Annotated in this window: 10 protein-coding genes and 1 pseudogene; 4 read left to right on the plus strand and 7 right to left on the minus strand. The window is 61.1% G+C overall.

Translation table 11 applies throughout. The features are described 5' to 3' along the window. Nucleotides 1-99: 99 nt before the first annotated feature. The 4 genes and pseudogenes from copA (at nt 100) to ybaL (ending at nt 6,186) form a co-directional block, all read left to right on the plus strand. Nucleotides 100-2,699 (plus strand): annotated as a pseudogene (gene copA, locus SANT_RS15155) (copper-exporting P-type ATPase CopA). A gap of 59 nt (nt 2,700-2,758) precedes the next feature. Next, nucleotides 2,759-3,559: a TraB/GumN family protein gene (locus SANT_RS15160; RefSeq protein WP_025423119.1), complete on the plus strand. Its 801-nt coding sequence runs from the start codon at nt 2,759-2,761 to the stop codon at nt 3,557-3,559. Between the two features lie 78 nt (nt 3,560-3,637). Continuing rightward, on the plus strand, nt 3,638-4,120 hold the full coding sequence (ybaK, locus tag SANT_RS15165) for a Cys-tRNA(Pro)/Cys-tRNA(Cys) deacylase YbaK (RefSeq protein ID WP_025423120.1): 483 nt from the start codon (nt 3,638-3,640) through the stop codon (nt 4,118-4,120). 380 nt (nt 4,121-4,500) lie between these two features. Beyond that, nucleotides 4,501-6,186: a YbaL family putative K(+) efflux transporter gene (gene ybaL / locus SANT_RS15170; RefSeq protein ID WP_025423121.1), complete on the plus strand. Its 1,686-nt coding sequence runs from the start codon at nt 4,501-4,503 to the stop codon at nt 6,184-6,186. 90 nt (nt 6,187-6,276) lie between these two features. Here the strand turns inward: ybaL and hemH are convergent, their stop codons facing one another. The 7 genes from hemH to apt all read right to left on the minus strand — a co-directional run bounded on the left by hemH (nt 6,277) and on the right by apt (nt 15,199). Further along, a complete protein-coding gene (gene hemH / locus SANT_RS15175; RefSeq protein ID WP_025423122.1) occupies nt 6,277-7,242 on the minus strand; it encodes a ferrochelatase in 966 nt (321 codons plus the stop codon). A 626-nt stretch (nt 7,243-7,868) separates the two neighbouring features. Beyond that, a complete protein-coding gene (gene adk, locus SANT_RS15180; RefSeq protein ID WP_025423123.1) occupies nt 7,869-8,513 on the minus strand; it encodes an adenylate kinase in 645 nt (214 codons plus the stop codon). Between the two features lie 607 nt (nt 8,514-9,120). Then, on the minus strand, nt 9,121-11,022 hold the full coding sequence (gene htpG, locus SANT_RS15185; protein ID WP_200867251.1) for a molecular chaperone HtpG: 1,902 nt from the start codon (nt 11,020-11,022) through the stop codon (nt 9,121-9,123). 142 nt (nt 11,023-11,164) lie between these two features. Further along, a complete protein-coding gene (gene recR / locus SANT_RS15190) occupies nt 11,165-11,770 on the minus strand; it encodes a recombination mediator RecR (protein ID WP_025423125.1) in 606 nt (201 codons plus the stop codon). Further along, nucleotides 11,770-12,099 carry a YbaB/EbfC family nucleoid-associated protein gene (locus tag SANT_RS15195; RefSeq protein WP_025423126.1) on the minus strand — a complete coding sequence of 110 codons (330 nt, stop codon included), beginning with the start codon at nt 12,097-12,099 and terminating at the stop codon, nt 11,770-11,772. Before SANT_RS15195 ends, recR begins: the two co-directional genes overlap by 1 nt. A 59-nt stretch (nt 12,100-12,158) precedes the next feature. Beyond that, nucleotides 12,159-14,573 carry a DNA polymerase III subunit gamma/tau gene (gene dnaX, locus SANT_RS15200; RefSeq protein WP_025423127.1) on the minus strand — a complete coding sequence of 805 codons (2,415 nt, stop codon included), beginning with the start codon at nt 14,571-14,573 and terminating at the stop codon, nt 12,159-12,161. A gap of 74 nt (nt 14,574-14,647) precedes the next feature. Next, the gene (apt, locus tag SANT_RS15205; RefSeq protein WP_025423128.1) at nt 14,648-15,199 is read right to left on the minus strand and encodes an adenine phosphoribosyltransferase; all 552 of its coding nucleotides are present in this window, start codon (nt 15,197-15,199) and stop codon (nt 14,648-14,650) included. Nucleotides 15,200-15,240 lie beyond the last annotated feature (41 nt).

The following is a 15,240-nucleotide window of genomic DNA, read 5'->3' on the forward strand; positions in this document are numbered from 1 at the left end:
GGCTGTTTGTCATAGCCTAGCCTGCTGAACGGTTTTGCCCGATACACATCGCGGGCGATCGCCGGCACCGCAGGCCTCTTGATAAATCGGGAGTGAATGATGTCAACGATGATTAAATTAGATTTGCAAGACCTGACCTGCAACCATTGCATCAATCGGGTGAAACAGGCGCTGGAAGCGGTAACGGGTGTTACCCACGCCGAAGTGACCCTTGACCACGCCCAGGTTACCGGCAGCGCCGCCGCCGGCGCGCTAATCGCAGCGGTGCAGCAGGCCGGCTATCAGGCGCAGCAGGCCGAGGCGTCCGCCGCCCCAAAACCGCGCCGCTGACGGACGATAGCGAAGTGCCGGAACCCCCGGCAGCGGCGAAAACGGTTTCGGCGCACGCCAGCGCGCCACCGACGGACTTCCGCGCGCGGTCGCCGGCGGACGATAGCCTGCAATTACTTATCGACGGCATGAGCTGCGCCAGCTGCGTGACGCGGGTCGAGCGCGCGTTGGCGTCGGTGCCCGGCGTGACGCGGGCGCGGGTCAATCTGGCCGAACGCAGCGCGTTGGTGATGGGATCGCCGGCCCCTCACGCCTTGCTCGCGGCAGTGCAACAGGCCGGCTACGGCGCCGAAGTGGTCCAGGATGAGGAGGAACGGCGCCGCCGGCAACAGCAAACCGCTGAGCGGGCGACGCGGCGCTATAGCCGACAGTCGGCGCTGGCGCTGGCGCTCGGTGTACCGCTGATGGCCTGGGGGTTATTGGGCGGCAGCATGGCGCTGACGCCCGCCACCCGCCTACCCTGGTTGGCGGTGGGCCTGCTAACGCTGGTGGTCATGGTCGTCGCCGGCGGCCACTTTTACCGTAGCGCCGCCAACAGTTTGCGCAACGGCAGCGCGACGATGGATACGCTGGTCGCGCTCGGGACCGGCGCCGCTTGGCTTTATTCCATCAGCGTGGTGGTCTGGCCGCAGGCGTTTCCCACCCTGGCCCGGCACCTCTATTTTGAAGCTAGCGCCATGATTATCGGTTTGATTAATCTCGGCCACGCCCTGGAGAGCCGCGCGCGCCAGCATGCATCCGGCGCGCTGGCGCGGCTGTTGGATCTGACGCCGCCCAGCGCACGGGTCGTGGTGGACGATCGGGAGCATTTGACGCCGCTGGCGCAGGTAGCGCCGGGGATGACGCTGCGTCTGACCAGCGGCGACCGGGTGCCGGTGGATGGCGATATTTTCCAGGGTGAAGTCTGGCTGGATGAGTCCATGCTGACCGGCGAGCCGGCGGCGCGGCATAAACAGGCCGGCGATCGGGTGCATGCCGGCACCGTTGTGGCGGACGGCAGCGTGTTATTCACCGCCCAAGCTACCGGCAATCAGACCACGCTCGCCAGAATCATCCGGCTGGTGCGGCAGGCGCAGAGCAGCAAACCCGCCATGGGACAACTGGCCGATCGAATTTCAGCCGTGTTTGTACCCGTCGTGGTGGCTATCGCGCTGGCGAGCGCCGCCCTCTGGTGGCTGGCCGGACCGGAACCGCGCATTGCCTATTCGCTGGTGGTCGCCACGACGGTGCTCATCATTGCCTGCCCCTGCGCGCTGGGCCTGGCAACGCCAATGTCCATTATTGCCGGCGTCGGCCGCGCCGCGGAATTCGGCGTGCTGGTGCGCGATGCCGATGCGCTGCAACAGGCCAGCCAAATCGATACGCTGGTATTCGATAAAACCGGTACCCTCACCGAGGGTCGGCCCCAAGTGGTGGCTATCGAGCCCTTTAGCGGCTGGGAGAGCCAGCCCGCCCTGATGCTGGCCGCGGCTATCGAACAGGGATCCGGTCATCCGCTGGCGCATGCCATTCGCGCGCGCGCGCAACAAGAAAATGACGCGCCGGCGCTGACCCAGCCGGAACAATTCCGCACGCTGCGCGGCCTTGGCGTCAGCGCCCGTCTGGCGGGGCAGCAGGTGCTACTCGGCAACGCCGCGTTGCTGGCGCAGCAAGGGGTGGACACCGCGGCGGGCGAAGCGCGGCGGCGTTACTGGGCGCAACAGGGCGCCACGCCGGTACTAATGGCGGTGGACGGCAAATTGGCGGCGCTGTTGGCGGTGCATGATCCTCTGCGCCACGACAGCGCTGAGGCCCTACAGCGGCTGCGGGCGACGGGATATCGGCTTGTCATGTTAACGGGCGATAACGCCGACACCGCCCGGACGGTCGCCGATAAGGTCGGCATCGACGAAGTGATTGCCGGCGTTCTGCCCGACGGGAAAGCGGCGGCGATCGTCTCGTTGCAGCGCCAGGGGCACCGGGTGGCGATGATAGGTGACGGTATCAACGATGCGCCCGCTTTGGCGCAAGCGGAAGTCGGCATTGCCATGGGGAGCGGGAGCGACGTGGCGATCGAAACCGCCGCCATCACCTTAATGCGCGCCAGCCTGCACGGGGTGGCCGATGCGCTGGCGCTGGCCAACGCCACCTTGCGCAACATGAAACAGAACTTGCTTGGCGCGTTCTTTTACAACGCGCTGGGTATTCCCATTGCCGCCGGAATTTTGTTTCCTTTTACCGGCACGCTGCTCAGCCCGGTGGTAGCGGGCGCGGCCATGGCGCTCTCCTCCATTACCGTGGTGAGCAACGCCAACCGACTCATCCGCTTCAAACCCGCCACCGCCGTCGACGCCGGCGCGCGGGTGAAACCGGCGGCGGCAGATTCCTGACCGTCCCCCCGGTGCTTCATGCTACCCTTAGCGAACAAATGAGCACCGGAGCGATAGGCATGAGAAAGGTATTACGGCGCCTGGCGAGTCTGCTGGGCGATTTAACGCCGGCGACGTTTCCCTGGCCGGGTATGGATGTCAGCCTGGCATCGGGGCGGCAATTTCACCTAGTGGGCAGTATACATATGGGAACGTCGGCGATGGCGCCCCTGCCCGCGCGCCTGCTGGAACGCCTTGAACGGGCCCAGGCGCTTATCGTGGAGGCGGACATCACCGCCAGCCCGCCGCTAACGAGCATCGGCGAGGCGCAAATCCCGCTGGCGAATCGACTCAGCGCTGCCCACTATGATCGCGTATGCCAATTGAGCGAAGACTATCAGTTGGATCTCGCGGCGCTTGACGGTCTGCCCCCCTGGCACGTGGCCCTGCTGCTGCAATCGCGCCAGGCAGAGCGGTTGGGGTTACGCGCCGATTTCGGCATCGATTATCAATTGATCCAGGCCGCGCGCGCCAACGACCAACCGGTTATCGAACTGGAGGGGCCGGAGGAACAGCTGGCGCTATTGCGCCGGCTGCCGGATCAGGGCGTGGCGCTGCTGGCCGATACCCTAACGCATTGGCATACCAACGCGCGCCTGCTACAGGTGATGATCGGCTGGTGGTTGGAGAGTCGGCCGGTGGACGTCCGCCAGGCTTTTCCCTCCACCTTCAGTCACGATCTGTACAGCTACCTGATGACCGATCGCAATCATCGCTGGAAATCCACGCTGCAACAATTGCCGCCGGGCACCTATGTGGTCGCGGTGGGCGCCTTGCATCTTTACGGCGCGGATAATCTGCCGGGTCTACTGCGGCAATGAGCGCCGTCGCGCAGCATTTACCCGTTGCGCCGCTTGCGCTACCCTGAACGCCTGAACTTCTGTCATCAGGATCCCGTCATGACGCCCGCGGTCACGTTATTGGAAAAAAAACGCATTCCTTTTATCCTGCATGCCTACGAGCACGATGCCAACGAAACCCATTTTGGCGAGGAAGCGGTGCAAAAACTGGGGCTGAGCGCCGATCGCGTTTATAAGACCCTGCTGGTCTGCCTGAACGGGGAAGCGCGGCAGCTGGCGGTGGCGGTCACCCCGGTTTCGCTGCAGTTGGATTTGAAGAAAGTCGCGCGCGCCCTAGGCGCCAAAAAAGCGGAAATGGCCGATGCGCAGCTGGCGCAGAAAACCACCGGTTACCTGGTCGGCGGCATCAGCCCGCTTGGCCAGAAAAAACGCCTGCCGACGGTCATTGATGCGCCTGCTCAGGCCTTCGCGACAATGTTTGTCTCGGGCGGCAAGCGCGGCCTGGATATCGAGCTGGCGCCGGCGGATTTGCAAAAGTCGCTGGATGCTCTGTTTGCCGATATCGCCAAACGCGAGGTTTAACCCCAGTTCCTAACTTTCTCCGGCGCAGGCGGCGTCAATGGCCGCCGCTCACGCGGCGTCGCCGTTTTAAACCTTGTTGGCGCAGTTAAACGGCGGAAAATCCGCCATTGTGGGCCTGCGCCGCCGAAACAGCGGCCTTTTTGCGAGTCGTAGCGAAATTTTATTGCGCTGCACGCGGGGGCAAAGCAAAATCCGGCCGCAGCGCCAGGCTCACCGCCAGGCCGCGACGCAGGATTTGCCGTGAGAAATGGCGCGTTACCGTTTTTTTCCTTCATTTCATTTTATTTGTCAATTTTAAGTAAAAAAACGTTCACTCATAGGCAAGATCCCCTAAACTGAATATGTAACACTTTGTATCTACCGATGACAGAGGAGTCCTGATGCATCATGCCACGCCGCTCATCAATACCATTGTAGGAGGGCTCGTCCTGGCATTTTTGCTCGGGATAGCAGCAAATCGGTTGCGTATCTCCCCGCTGGTGGGATATTTGGCCGCCGGCGTGCTGGTCGGTCCTTTTACTCCCGGGTTCGTCGCCGATACGTCGTTGGCGCCTGAGCTGGCAGAGCTGGGGGTGATCCTATTGATGTTCGGCGTCGGGCTCCATTTCTCCTTAAAAGATCTCATGGCGGTGAAGCACATCGCCATTCCGGGCGCCATCGCGCAAATTGCGGTGGCGACGCTCCTGGGCATGCTGTTTTCCTCCGTCATGGGCTGGACGTTACTCAACGGTCTGGTGTTTGGGCTGTGCCTGTCTACCGCCAGTACCGTAGTGCTGCTGCGCGCCCTGGAGGAACGGCAGCTGATTGACAGCCGCCGCGGCCAAATCGCCATCGGTTGGCTTATCGTTGAAGATTTGGTCATGGTGCTGACGCTGGTGCTGTTGCCTGCTTTCGGCGATATCCTCGGTACCCAGGGTACCGGCAGTGCGCAACTCTGGCGCGAGCTGGCGTTGACTATCGGTAAAGTGGTCGCCTTTATTACCCTGATGATCGTGGTGGGCCGCCGGTTGGTGCCGTGGGTGCTGGCCAAGAGCGCCAGCACCGGCTCCCGTGAATTGTTCACCCTCGCCGTACTGGCGCTGGCGCTGGGCATTGCTTTCGGCGCGGTAGAGCTCTTTGGCGTCTCCTTTGCCCTTGGCGCCTTTTTCGCCGGCGTGGTGTTAAACGAATCCGAACTCAGCCATCGCGCCGCTCACGACACGCTGCCGCTGCGCGACGCTTTTGCGGTATTGTTTTTTGTCTCGGTGGGCATGCTGTTCGACCCCACAATTCTGCTGCGCGAGCCGCTGGCGGTGCTGGCGACCCTGGCCATTATCTTGCTGGGAAAATCGGCCGCGGCCTTCGCGTTGGTCAAGCTGTTCGGCCTGTCGCTGCGCACCTCGTTAACCATCGCCGTTAGCCTGGCGCAAATCGGGGAATTCGCGTTTATTCTCGCCGGTCTGGGTATCGCGCTCAACATGCTTTCCGAACAAGGACGCCATTTAGTCCTGGCCGGCGCTATTCTGTCAATCATGATCAACCCGCTGATGTTCGCGCTGTTGGAGCGCTATCTGACCCGCTACGATAATGAAAGCGATGCCAGTGAACCACAGCAGGAGGAGAATGCCCCGCTACCGCCGTCGATAAGCCACCACGCGCTGTTGGTGGGCTATGGCCGCGTGGGCAGCCTGATTGGAGCAAAGCTGCTACAGGCGGGCGTGCCGATGGTGGTGGTGGAAAACACCCGCGCCCGCGTGGATGCGCTGCGTGATCAGGGGATCAATGTGGTGCTGGGCAACGCCGCACGGGCCGAGACTATGGCGCTGGCGCGGCTGGACACCGCCCGCTGGCTGCTCGTGACCATTCCCAACGGTTTTGAGGCGGGAGAAATTGTGGCGCTGGCGCGCGAACAACACCCCGATTTGACCATCATCGTCCGCGCACATTACGACGATGAGGTGGACTACATCACCGAGCGCGGCGCCACGCAGGTGGTGATGGGGGAGCGGGAAATCGCCAACAGTATGATTGCGCTGCTGCAGCGGGAAATGGAGCAAACGCCCCTGCAGCCTTCCTGCGCGGTTTAGGGCCGCGCGGGCGGGAGCAGGTGGCAAGCATCGGCAGCCGCAAACATGGGCTGGCTTTGACCACGGGCGGCCGCAGGCGTCCAGGGACAGTTATCGCAGCTCCGCCATTACCAGCTGACGCAGCATCTCCACATGGGCCGCATCGTCGTTCAGCGACGGAATATAATGGAACGCGCTGCCGCCGGCATGTTCAAATATTTCCCGATTTTGTACCTGAATCTCTTCCAGCGTTTCCAGGCAATCGGCGGCGAAACCGGGGCAAATCACCTGCACCCGCTTCACCCCCTGCGACGGTAGGCTTTTCATCGTTTCATCCGTGGCGGGCAGTAACCACGGATCGCGGCCGAAGCGCGACTGAAAAGTCATCAGCACCTGTTCGGCCGGATAATCCAGCGCCGCGGCCAGGGCCTGGCGCGTGACATCGCACCGCTGCGGATAATCGTCTCCCTCTTCGGCGTAGCGCTGCGGTATACCGTGGAAAGAGAGCACCAGGCGATCCGGCCTGCCGTGCCGTGCAAACGCCTGCGCAACGCTGGCGCTCAGCGCGGCAATATACGCCGGATGCGCCGCGTAATCGCGAATGAAGCTTATCGACGGTAAGCGGCGGTAACCCTTCAGGCTGCGCGCCACCGCATCCCAAATCGCGGCGCTGGTAGAGCAGGAATATTGCGGATACAGCGGCAGGATGATAAGCCGGGTGATGTCTTGGGCGAGAAGCCGCGCCAGCGCCTGCGGCAGCGCCGGCTGGCCATAGCTCATCGCCAGTTCCACCGCGACATCCGGCAGGCTGGCGGCCAGCGCCTGCTGCTGACGACGGCTGTAAACCAAAAGCGGCGACCCTTCTGCCATCCAAATGCTTTGATACAGTTTTGCCACCCTCGGCGAACGCAACGGCAGGATCACGCCGTACAGCAGCGGTAACCACAGCGCGCGCGGTGTGTCCACCACGCGTCTGTCGCTGAGGAATTCGGCCAAGTAGCGCTTGACCGCCTTGGGGGTGGGGGCTTCCGGCGTGCCCAGGTTGACCATCAATACGCCGTATTTTTCCTGCCTCATTGCCGTTTCCTTATCAATTCGTCGCTGGCGCTAACTCCATGAATTTATCAGGGTTACACCCGCTGTCGGAGAAGGTATTGTAGCGGAAAAGCGGCCTTTGAGAATGGTTATCATCCATTATCATTGCAATAGGTGATGTCTGATGCAGCGCACTCTGGACGTCGCCGGCGCGCAGGCGTGTCGTACGCGATGGCGTCATTCCTTCGCGGACGCACCGTTCGCGGGTCGTAGGGTGAAAGTGCGTCGTTGGAGGGTAAGACGTGGGAAAGCGGGTCGCCAGCAAAACGCCCAGACCAGCGCCTGGCGGCTCCTACCGACGGCACGCTTCGCCGCTAACCGGCTTACGGCCTGCGCCCGAGCATAAGCAACACCGCCGTCGTGCCCGGCGCCGGCCCCTGGACTCGATCGGCCCGGTAAGCGAGACGAGCGCCCGTCAGGCTCACTGCCGTCCTTGCATCAGCCGATAGACGGCCCACACGGCGAAAAGGGGGATTGCCGTAGCGGCCATTCAGGCCCGTGCGCCAGCCGAGCACTGCGGGCGGCGCGCAGGTCATCGACGTCGGCCACCGTTTCCGCATACGCCGCTGCTTGACGAGGGCAACAACGGCCTAAAATTCGGCGGTCAATCAGCCGAGGATAGCGGCCAGCTCGGCGCTGACCTCGTTCACATTGCGGGTGCCGTCAATGGTGAAATAGCGGGTATTGCCTGCATCTGCTTCTTTACGGTAGTAGTTGATCAGAGGCGCGGTCTGTTGATGGTATTCCACCAAACGCTTGCGTACGGTGTCTTCCTGATCATCCTTGCGGGTGGTCAACGGCTCGCCGGTGACGTCATCCTTGCCTTCCTGTTTAGGCGGATTAAACTTCACATGATAAACCCGGCCCGAAGGCGCATGTACCCGGCGACCGACAATACGGTCGATGATAAGCGAATCCGGCACCGCGAACTCCAGCACATAATCCACCGCGATGCCCGCCTCTTTCATGGCATCCGCCTGGGGAAGGGTACGGGGAAACCCATCCAATAAGAAACCCTGGCGGCAGTCGTCTTGTTTAATACGTTCTTTGACCAGCGCGATCACCAGCTCGTCGGTCACCAGTTTGCCGGCATCCATGAGCGCCTTGGCCTGCTTGCCGAGTTCGGATTGCGCTTTCACCGCGGCACGTAGCATATCGCCGGTGGAAATCTGCGGAATGCCGTACTTCTCCATGATAAATTGTGCCTGAGTGCCTTTACCAGCGCCCGGAGCGCCCAGCAGAATGATACGCATTGCGTCAATCCCCTTGCTAATCCAAAAGTATTTTTAAAATCTGAAAAAAAACGATAAACCATACCACTACCGGCACGCATTCCTCAAGCAACCGATATCGTTGGCGGCGGTTGTCCGCGGCTTTCGGATTTGCCTGAGGAAAACGGCCCACCGCTGGCGCATCCGATCATAACGCAAAACCGTGCTGGCGGCGCGGGAATATCGTGGCAAAGGGAAACTTTTAGCGCCTATCAGCCAGGGAAAACCACCCGCCAGACCAGTAGGTGGCGTGTTCCGCGCGGCCTAAGCGCGTACGCGGCACAAACGTCCGTGGCGCGCAACGAAGACGTAAGCAGAAAGTCTGGAGATGATTTCGCGGCTAAAACGTCCGCGGCACGCAGCGAAGACGTAAGCCGAGAGTCTGGCGATGATTTCGCGGCTAAAACGTCCGCGGCGCGCAGCGCAGACGCAAGCCGAGAGTCTGGAGATGATTTCGCGGCTAAAACGTCCGCGGCGCGCAGCGCAGACATAAGCCGAGAGTCTGGCGATGATTTCGGGGCTAAAACGTCCGTGGCGCGCAGAGAAAGCGGCAAATCCGCCCTTAATCGGAGGATTTGCCGCGCTACCGTTAGGCGTTCAACAGTTGGTTCATACGGCGGATGAACTGGTTAGGATCCTCAAGGGTACCGCGCTCGGCCAGTAACGCCTGGTCCAGCAGCAGCTCTACCCAATCGCCAAACGCGCCGTCATCGGCCAGATCGGCGGTGCGTTTTACCAGCGGGTGCTCCGGGTTCAGCTCGAAGATATACTTGATCTCCGGCGCGGCCTGGCCTGCGGCGGCGAACAGTTTGGCCATTTGCGTCGTCATATCATTGGCGTCAGTGGTGACGACCGCCGGAGTATCGGTCAAGCGATGGGTCAGCCGCACCTCTTTGATGCGCTCGCCGAGATAGGTCTTCACGCGTTCAACGAAAGGCTCAAGCGCCTTTTCGGCCTCTTTTTGCTCTTCGTTTTCCTCATCGGCCAGTTTATCCAGCGAGGGGTCGGCTTTGCTGACAGACTGGAAAGCTTTACCATCAAATTCCGTCAGATAGCTCATCATCCATTCATCGATACGATCGGAGAGCAGCAGCACTTCGATGCCTTTCTTACGCAGCAGCTCCAGATGCGGACTGCTCTTGGCGGCGGCATAGCTGTCGGCGGTGATATAGTAAATTTTCTCTTGCCCTTCCACCATGCGGCCAACGTACTCTTCCAGCGCGACGGTTTGCGCCGGGCTATCGCCGTGGGTCGAGGCGAAACGCAGCAGTTTGGCCACCGCTTCACCGTTGGCGGGATCCTCGCCCGGCCCTTCTTTCAGCACCAACCCGAACGCCTGCCAGAACGATTGATACTGTTCAGCGTCGTCTTTGGCCAGCTTTTCCAGCATCGACAGGGCGCGTTTGGTCAGCGCACCTTTCAGATTCTGCGTAATCCGGCTGTCTTGCAAAATTTCCCGCGACACGTTCAGCGGCAGATCGTTGGAATCAATTAACCCCTTCACGAAACGCAAATAGTTCGGCATGAATTGTTCGGCATCATCCATGATGAATACGCGCTGCACGTAGAGTTTAAGCCCGTGTTTGTGCTCACGGTTCCACATATCCCAAGGCGCCTTTGCCGGGATGTAAAGCAGGCTGGTGTATTCCTGTTTCCCTTCGACGCGGTTGTGGCTCCAGCTTAACGGGTCGCTGAAGTCATGGGACAGATGCTTATAAAATTCTTTATATTCGTCGTCGCTGATATCGGCCTTGTTACGGGTCCACAGCGCCTGCGCTTTATTGATTTTTTCCCAGGTCACGACCTCTTCGTCGCTGCCTTCTTGGTCACTGCCTTCCTCGTCGCTTTGAGTCCGCGTCTCGATTTCCACCGGCAGCGCGATGTGGTCGGAGTATTTGCCGATGACGCTTTTGAGGCGCCAGTCGTCGAGGAACTCGTCCTCGCCCGCGCGCAAATGCAGGGTAATCTCCGTCCCACGCTCCGGCTTCACGATATCGGCAATGGTATAATCGCCCTCGCCGGCGGATTCCCAAAACACCCCTTCGTCGGCATTCGCGCCGGCGGCCCGGGTGCGTACGGTGACCTTGTCCGCCACGATAAACGCCGAATAGAACCCGACGCCGAATTGGCCGATAAGCTGGCTGTCTTTTAGCTGATCGGATCCCATCGATTCAAGGAAGGCCTTGGTGCCGGATTTGGCAATGGTTCCCAAATTGTCGATCACTTCGTCGCGGCGCATGCCGATACCGTTATCGCTGAGCGTGATCGTGCGTTTCTCTTTATCGCAGGACAGACGAACGCGCAAATCGCCGTCCCCTTCGTATAAATCCGGCTGCGACAGAGCGCGAAAACGCAGTTTATCCGCCGCATCCGATGCGTTGGAAATCAATTCGCGCAGGAAGATCTCTTTATTGGAATAAAGGGAATGGATCATCAGATGAAGCAGCTGCTTTACTTCCGATTGGAATCCGCGGGTTTCTTGTCCTTTCATACTCATGTTTTACCTCAATCCAAATGCGACCAAACAGGCGGTTAAAGACGGCAATGATGAACAAATGGGGTTAAGACGAAGGGATTTCAAGCGGTAAGAAAAAAAAGCGCGCAAACGGCCGGCGAACCGGCCTGAGGCGAGGTTAGAATTTAATCGGGTGGCGACCGGCCAGCGAGTGCGACAGCGTGGTGCCGTCCACCATTTCAAGCTCGCCGCCAACCGGCACGCCGTGAGCGATGCGGCTGGCCATCACGCCGTAATGCGCGCACAGTTCGGCGATGTAATTGGCGGTGGCTTCCCCCTCCACCGTCGGGTTGGTGGCGAGGATCACCTCCTGGAGGCTCTCGCTCTCAAGCCGCTCCTGCAGCCGGCTGAGACCGATATCGTCCGGGCCGATACCGTCAAGGGGCGACAGGTGCCCCATCAGCACGAAATAGCGCCCGGCGAATTGGCCGGTCTGCTCAATGGCGTGAATATCCGCCGGGCTTTCGACCACGCAGATCTGGCCGGACTGCTGCCGGCGGGGATTCGCGCAAATAGTGCAGATCGCTTGTTCGGTGAAGGTGCGGCAATCGGCGCAGTGGCCGATTTCCGACATCGCGCGGGTCAGCGCCTGCGCCAGGCGCATCCCGCCGCTGCGATCGCGCTGCAACAGGTGGAAAACCATACGCTGCGCCGATTTCGGCCCGACGCCCGGCAGGCAGCGCAAGGCCTCCGTCAATGCCTCCAGTAATGGACTGGTTTGCATCAGAACGGCATTTTAAAACCAGGAGGAAGCTGCATGCCGCTGGAGACGGCGGCCATCTTTTCCTTCTGGGTTTCAGCGACACGGCGGGCGGCGTCGTTGAACGCCGCGGCGATCAGATCTTCTAGCATGTCTTTGTCATCTTCCAGCAGGCTGGGATCGATTTCGACACGGCGGCAATTGTGCGCGCCATTGATGGTGATCTTGACCAGGCCGGCGCCCGACTCACCGGTCACCTCCAGCTGCGCGATCTCTTCTTGCATGCGCTGCATTTTTTCCTGCATTTGCTGGGCCTGCTTCATCAGATTGCCCATTCCGCCTTTACCAAACATAGTCTTCTCTCTCAGTTGCGTCGGGCCGCACTGGCGGCATGTTGCCGCAGCGCGGCGGGTTATACGGGTCGGATACTGTCTTCATCCAACTCGGCGTCAAAAAAACGCCGCAGCATTTGAATGTGCGAATCGTTCATCATCGCTTCCCGCGCCCGCATCAGTTTCTCTTCGTAAATCGCCTGGCGCCATTCCAGCGGCGTTTTCATCGCCGGATTATCATCTTCCGTTACGGTTAATTCAACCGGTGCGCCCAAATCGGCGCTGAGCGCGTCGCGCAGGGCGTTTTGCGCCGTCGCCGAATTCAAATGACGCTGCGAGGCGCGCAGGTGCAGACAGACCTTGCCCGGCGCCAAATCTTCTTTCCAGGCGTTCAAAGCAAGCTGCTGCACCAGCTTGGGCACCGCCAGCCGATGCACCTGCGCCGCCCAGGGATCGCGTTCCAGCGCTTCTTCCGCCAGAGACAAGGCCAGTTCCGGCGTTTTTTCATGCTCCAGCGCCGTGCGCAGCGCTTTCGGAGTGGTCACCGGCGCCGGCTCAGCTTCTGGCTGCTGGCTGGCACGCCAGCGGTAAGCCTCCGGTCGCGGCGTTTTCACCGAATCTTCCCGTCCGGCGGCAGGCTGACGCTGCTGGGCGCGTTCGCCCACGGTGGCCAGCCGCTCCAGCGCGCTGACGGCCGCTTTTTGGCGCGCCGGCGCCGGTTCAGCCTTTTTTGTTTTTTGGCTCTCCTGACGTCGCAGCAAGGCGGTACGGGCCTGCAAGAGCTGCGCGGTCGCGTCCGGCAATGGACTATCGCCGCCGGGGGGCGGAGCGGGCGGCTCGGCATTTTCCGGCATTACCGCCTCCGGCTGCCATTCAGCCTGCGCCTCATCATCATCGAAGCCGCTGGCGGCATACGCCTCCATCAGGCTTTCATCCACACTGTCAACCGCAGTGGCTTGCCGGGTAGCGGCCGCGCCGCCGCCCGGTAGAGACGGGGTCTGCCCGCCGGTCAACGCTGGTGCTGGCGCAGAAACGCCAGCGGCCGGTTTATGCCCCGGTGCCGCCTGTCCAGCGACATGGCCGGCATGCGCACTGCGCGTTGGGCTATCGCTCCCGTCGCCCCCCTGGGCACCTACCGCCTTGTCTGACGCCGAGAGGCGCCCTTGCCCGCCATGGGGACTGGGCACCCTCTCAGACGCCGCCAGGGGGGCTATGTCCGGTGCCGCGCCCGGCCGGCCCTTAGCGAGGGGGGAGACATTAACGCCGGCGCGCGACGTCACGCGATCCGCGGACGCGGCCTCTGAGGCGACGGCTGCGCCGGCGGCAGCTCCACCCTGGCCGGCGCCGGGGCTGAATTCAGCCGTTTTTTTTTCCGCATTGGCGGGTATCACCGCCGCTTCCACCGCGGCAGGATGAAACGCCAGCGCGCGCAATAGGGTCATTTCAACCCCCATCCTGGGGTCCGGTGCGAAAGGCAGCTCTTTGCGCCCTATAAGCAAAGTTTGGTAATACAGCTGCAAATCGGCCGGAGGAAGGCGACGGGCCAATTCCCGCAAACGCGGCACGATGCCGGGGTCTTCCTCATCGTTGAGTTGGTCCGGCAAAAGCTGCCCCATCGCGAGACGGTGTAGCAAAGAGAGCATTTCCAGGAGCAGAGCTTGCCAATCCATACCGCGAGCGGCGCATTGCGCAAGCTGCGCCATCATCGCGCCGCCGTCGGCGTCGGCCAGCGCTTCGATAAGCGCCAGCGGCTGCTCGGTGTTCAACGTGCCGAGCATGAGGCTTACCGCCTCAGCGCTGACCTCCCCCTGCCCCATGGCGATAGCCTGATCGGCCAGGCTCAGGGCGTCACGCATGCTGCCGTCGGCGGCGCGAGCCAGCAGTTGCAGCGCGCGCGGCGCGGCGGCGATATGCTCCTGCTGCAACACCGTCGATAGCTGACCGCGGATTTGCTCGACGTCGAGCGCTTTTAAATGAAATTGTAAACAGCGGGAAAGAATGGTCACCGGTAATTTTTGCGGATCGGTGGTGGCCAGTAAAAATTTGACGTGCGCCGGCGGCTCCTCCAGCGTTTTTAACAGCGCGTTGAAGCTATGGCGGGACAGCATATGCACTTCATCGATGAGATACACCTTGAAGCGGCCGCGCGCCGGCGCGTACTGGACGTTATCCAGCAGATCGCGGGTATCCTCAACTTTGGTCCGCGAGGCGGCGTCGATTTCAATCAGATCGACGAAGCGGCCCTGCTCGATTTCGCGGCAATTATCGCACTGGCCACAGGGGGTGGCGGTGATACCGGTTTCGCAATTCAGCCCTTTCGCCAGAAGACGGGCGATGGTGGTTTTACCCACGCCGCGGGTGCCGGATAACAAATAGGCATGATGGATCCTGCCCAATGATAGGCCGTTCGCCAGCGCCGTCAGGACATGCTCCTGACCTACTACATCGGCAAATGTTTGCGGACGCCACTTACGGGCAAGCACCTGATAGCTCATGAGTCGCGATTTACGTCGGAGGAACAGAATGCCATGCTAACACAGCCTCACATCGCAGCGCGAGGCTGTTGTCATCAGTGGCCGGGGAAGAGCACCAGACTGTAACTCGTTACGCCGATACCGTTGAGAAGCGTTTCACCGCCGAGGTCGGCCAGATTGATAACGAAGGCCGCATCCTGCACATCGCCGCCGAGCCGCCGGATAAGCTTTACCGTGGCGCCGATGGTCCCGCCGGTGGCGAGCAGATCGTCCACCACCAGCACTTTATCGCCGGGGACGATGGCGTCTTTATGGATTTCCAGGCTGTCGGTACCGTATTCCAGCACGTAGTTTTCGCTAATGGTTTCACGCGGCAGCTTGCCGGGTTTGCGCACCGGCACGAACCCCAGCCCCAACGCCAGCGCGACCGGCGCGCCGAACAAAAATCCGCGCGCTTCGGTGCCGACGATTTTGGTCAGCCCTGCATCGCGATAACGATCGGCCAGCAAGGCGATGCTGGCGGCATAGGCATGCGGATCTTCAAGCAGACTGGTGACATCGCGAAACAAAATACCGGGTTTCGGATAGTCTGGAACCGATTTTATGCTTTGCTTGATTAATGCTAATTGTTGTTCCGTAGCGGTCATAGTGGGTATGCCTGGAAAGCCTTTATTCATCATTAACGCGG

The organism is Sodalis praecaptivus (assembly GCF_000517425.1).
In the GTDB taxonomy this organism is placed as follows: domain Bacteria; phylum Pseudomonadota; class Gammaproteobacteria; order Enterobacterales; family Enterobacteriaceae; genus Sodalis_A; species Sodalis_A praecaptivus.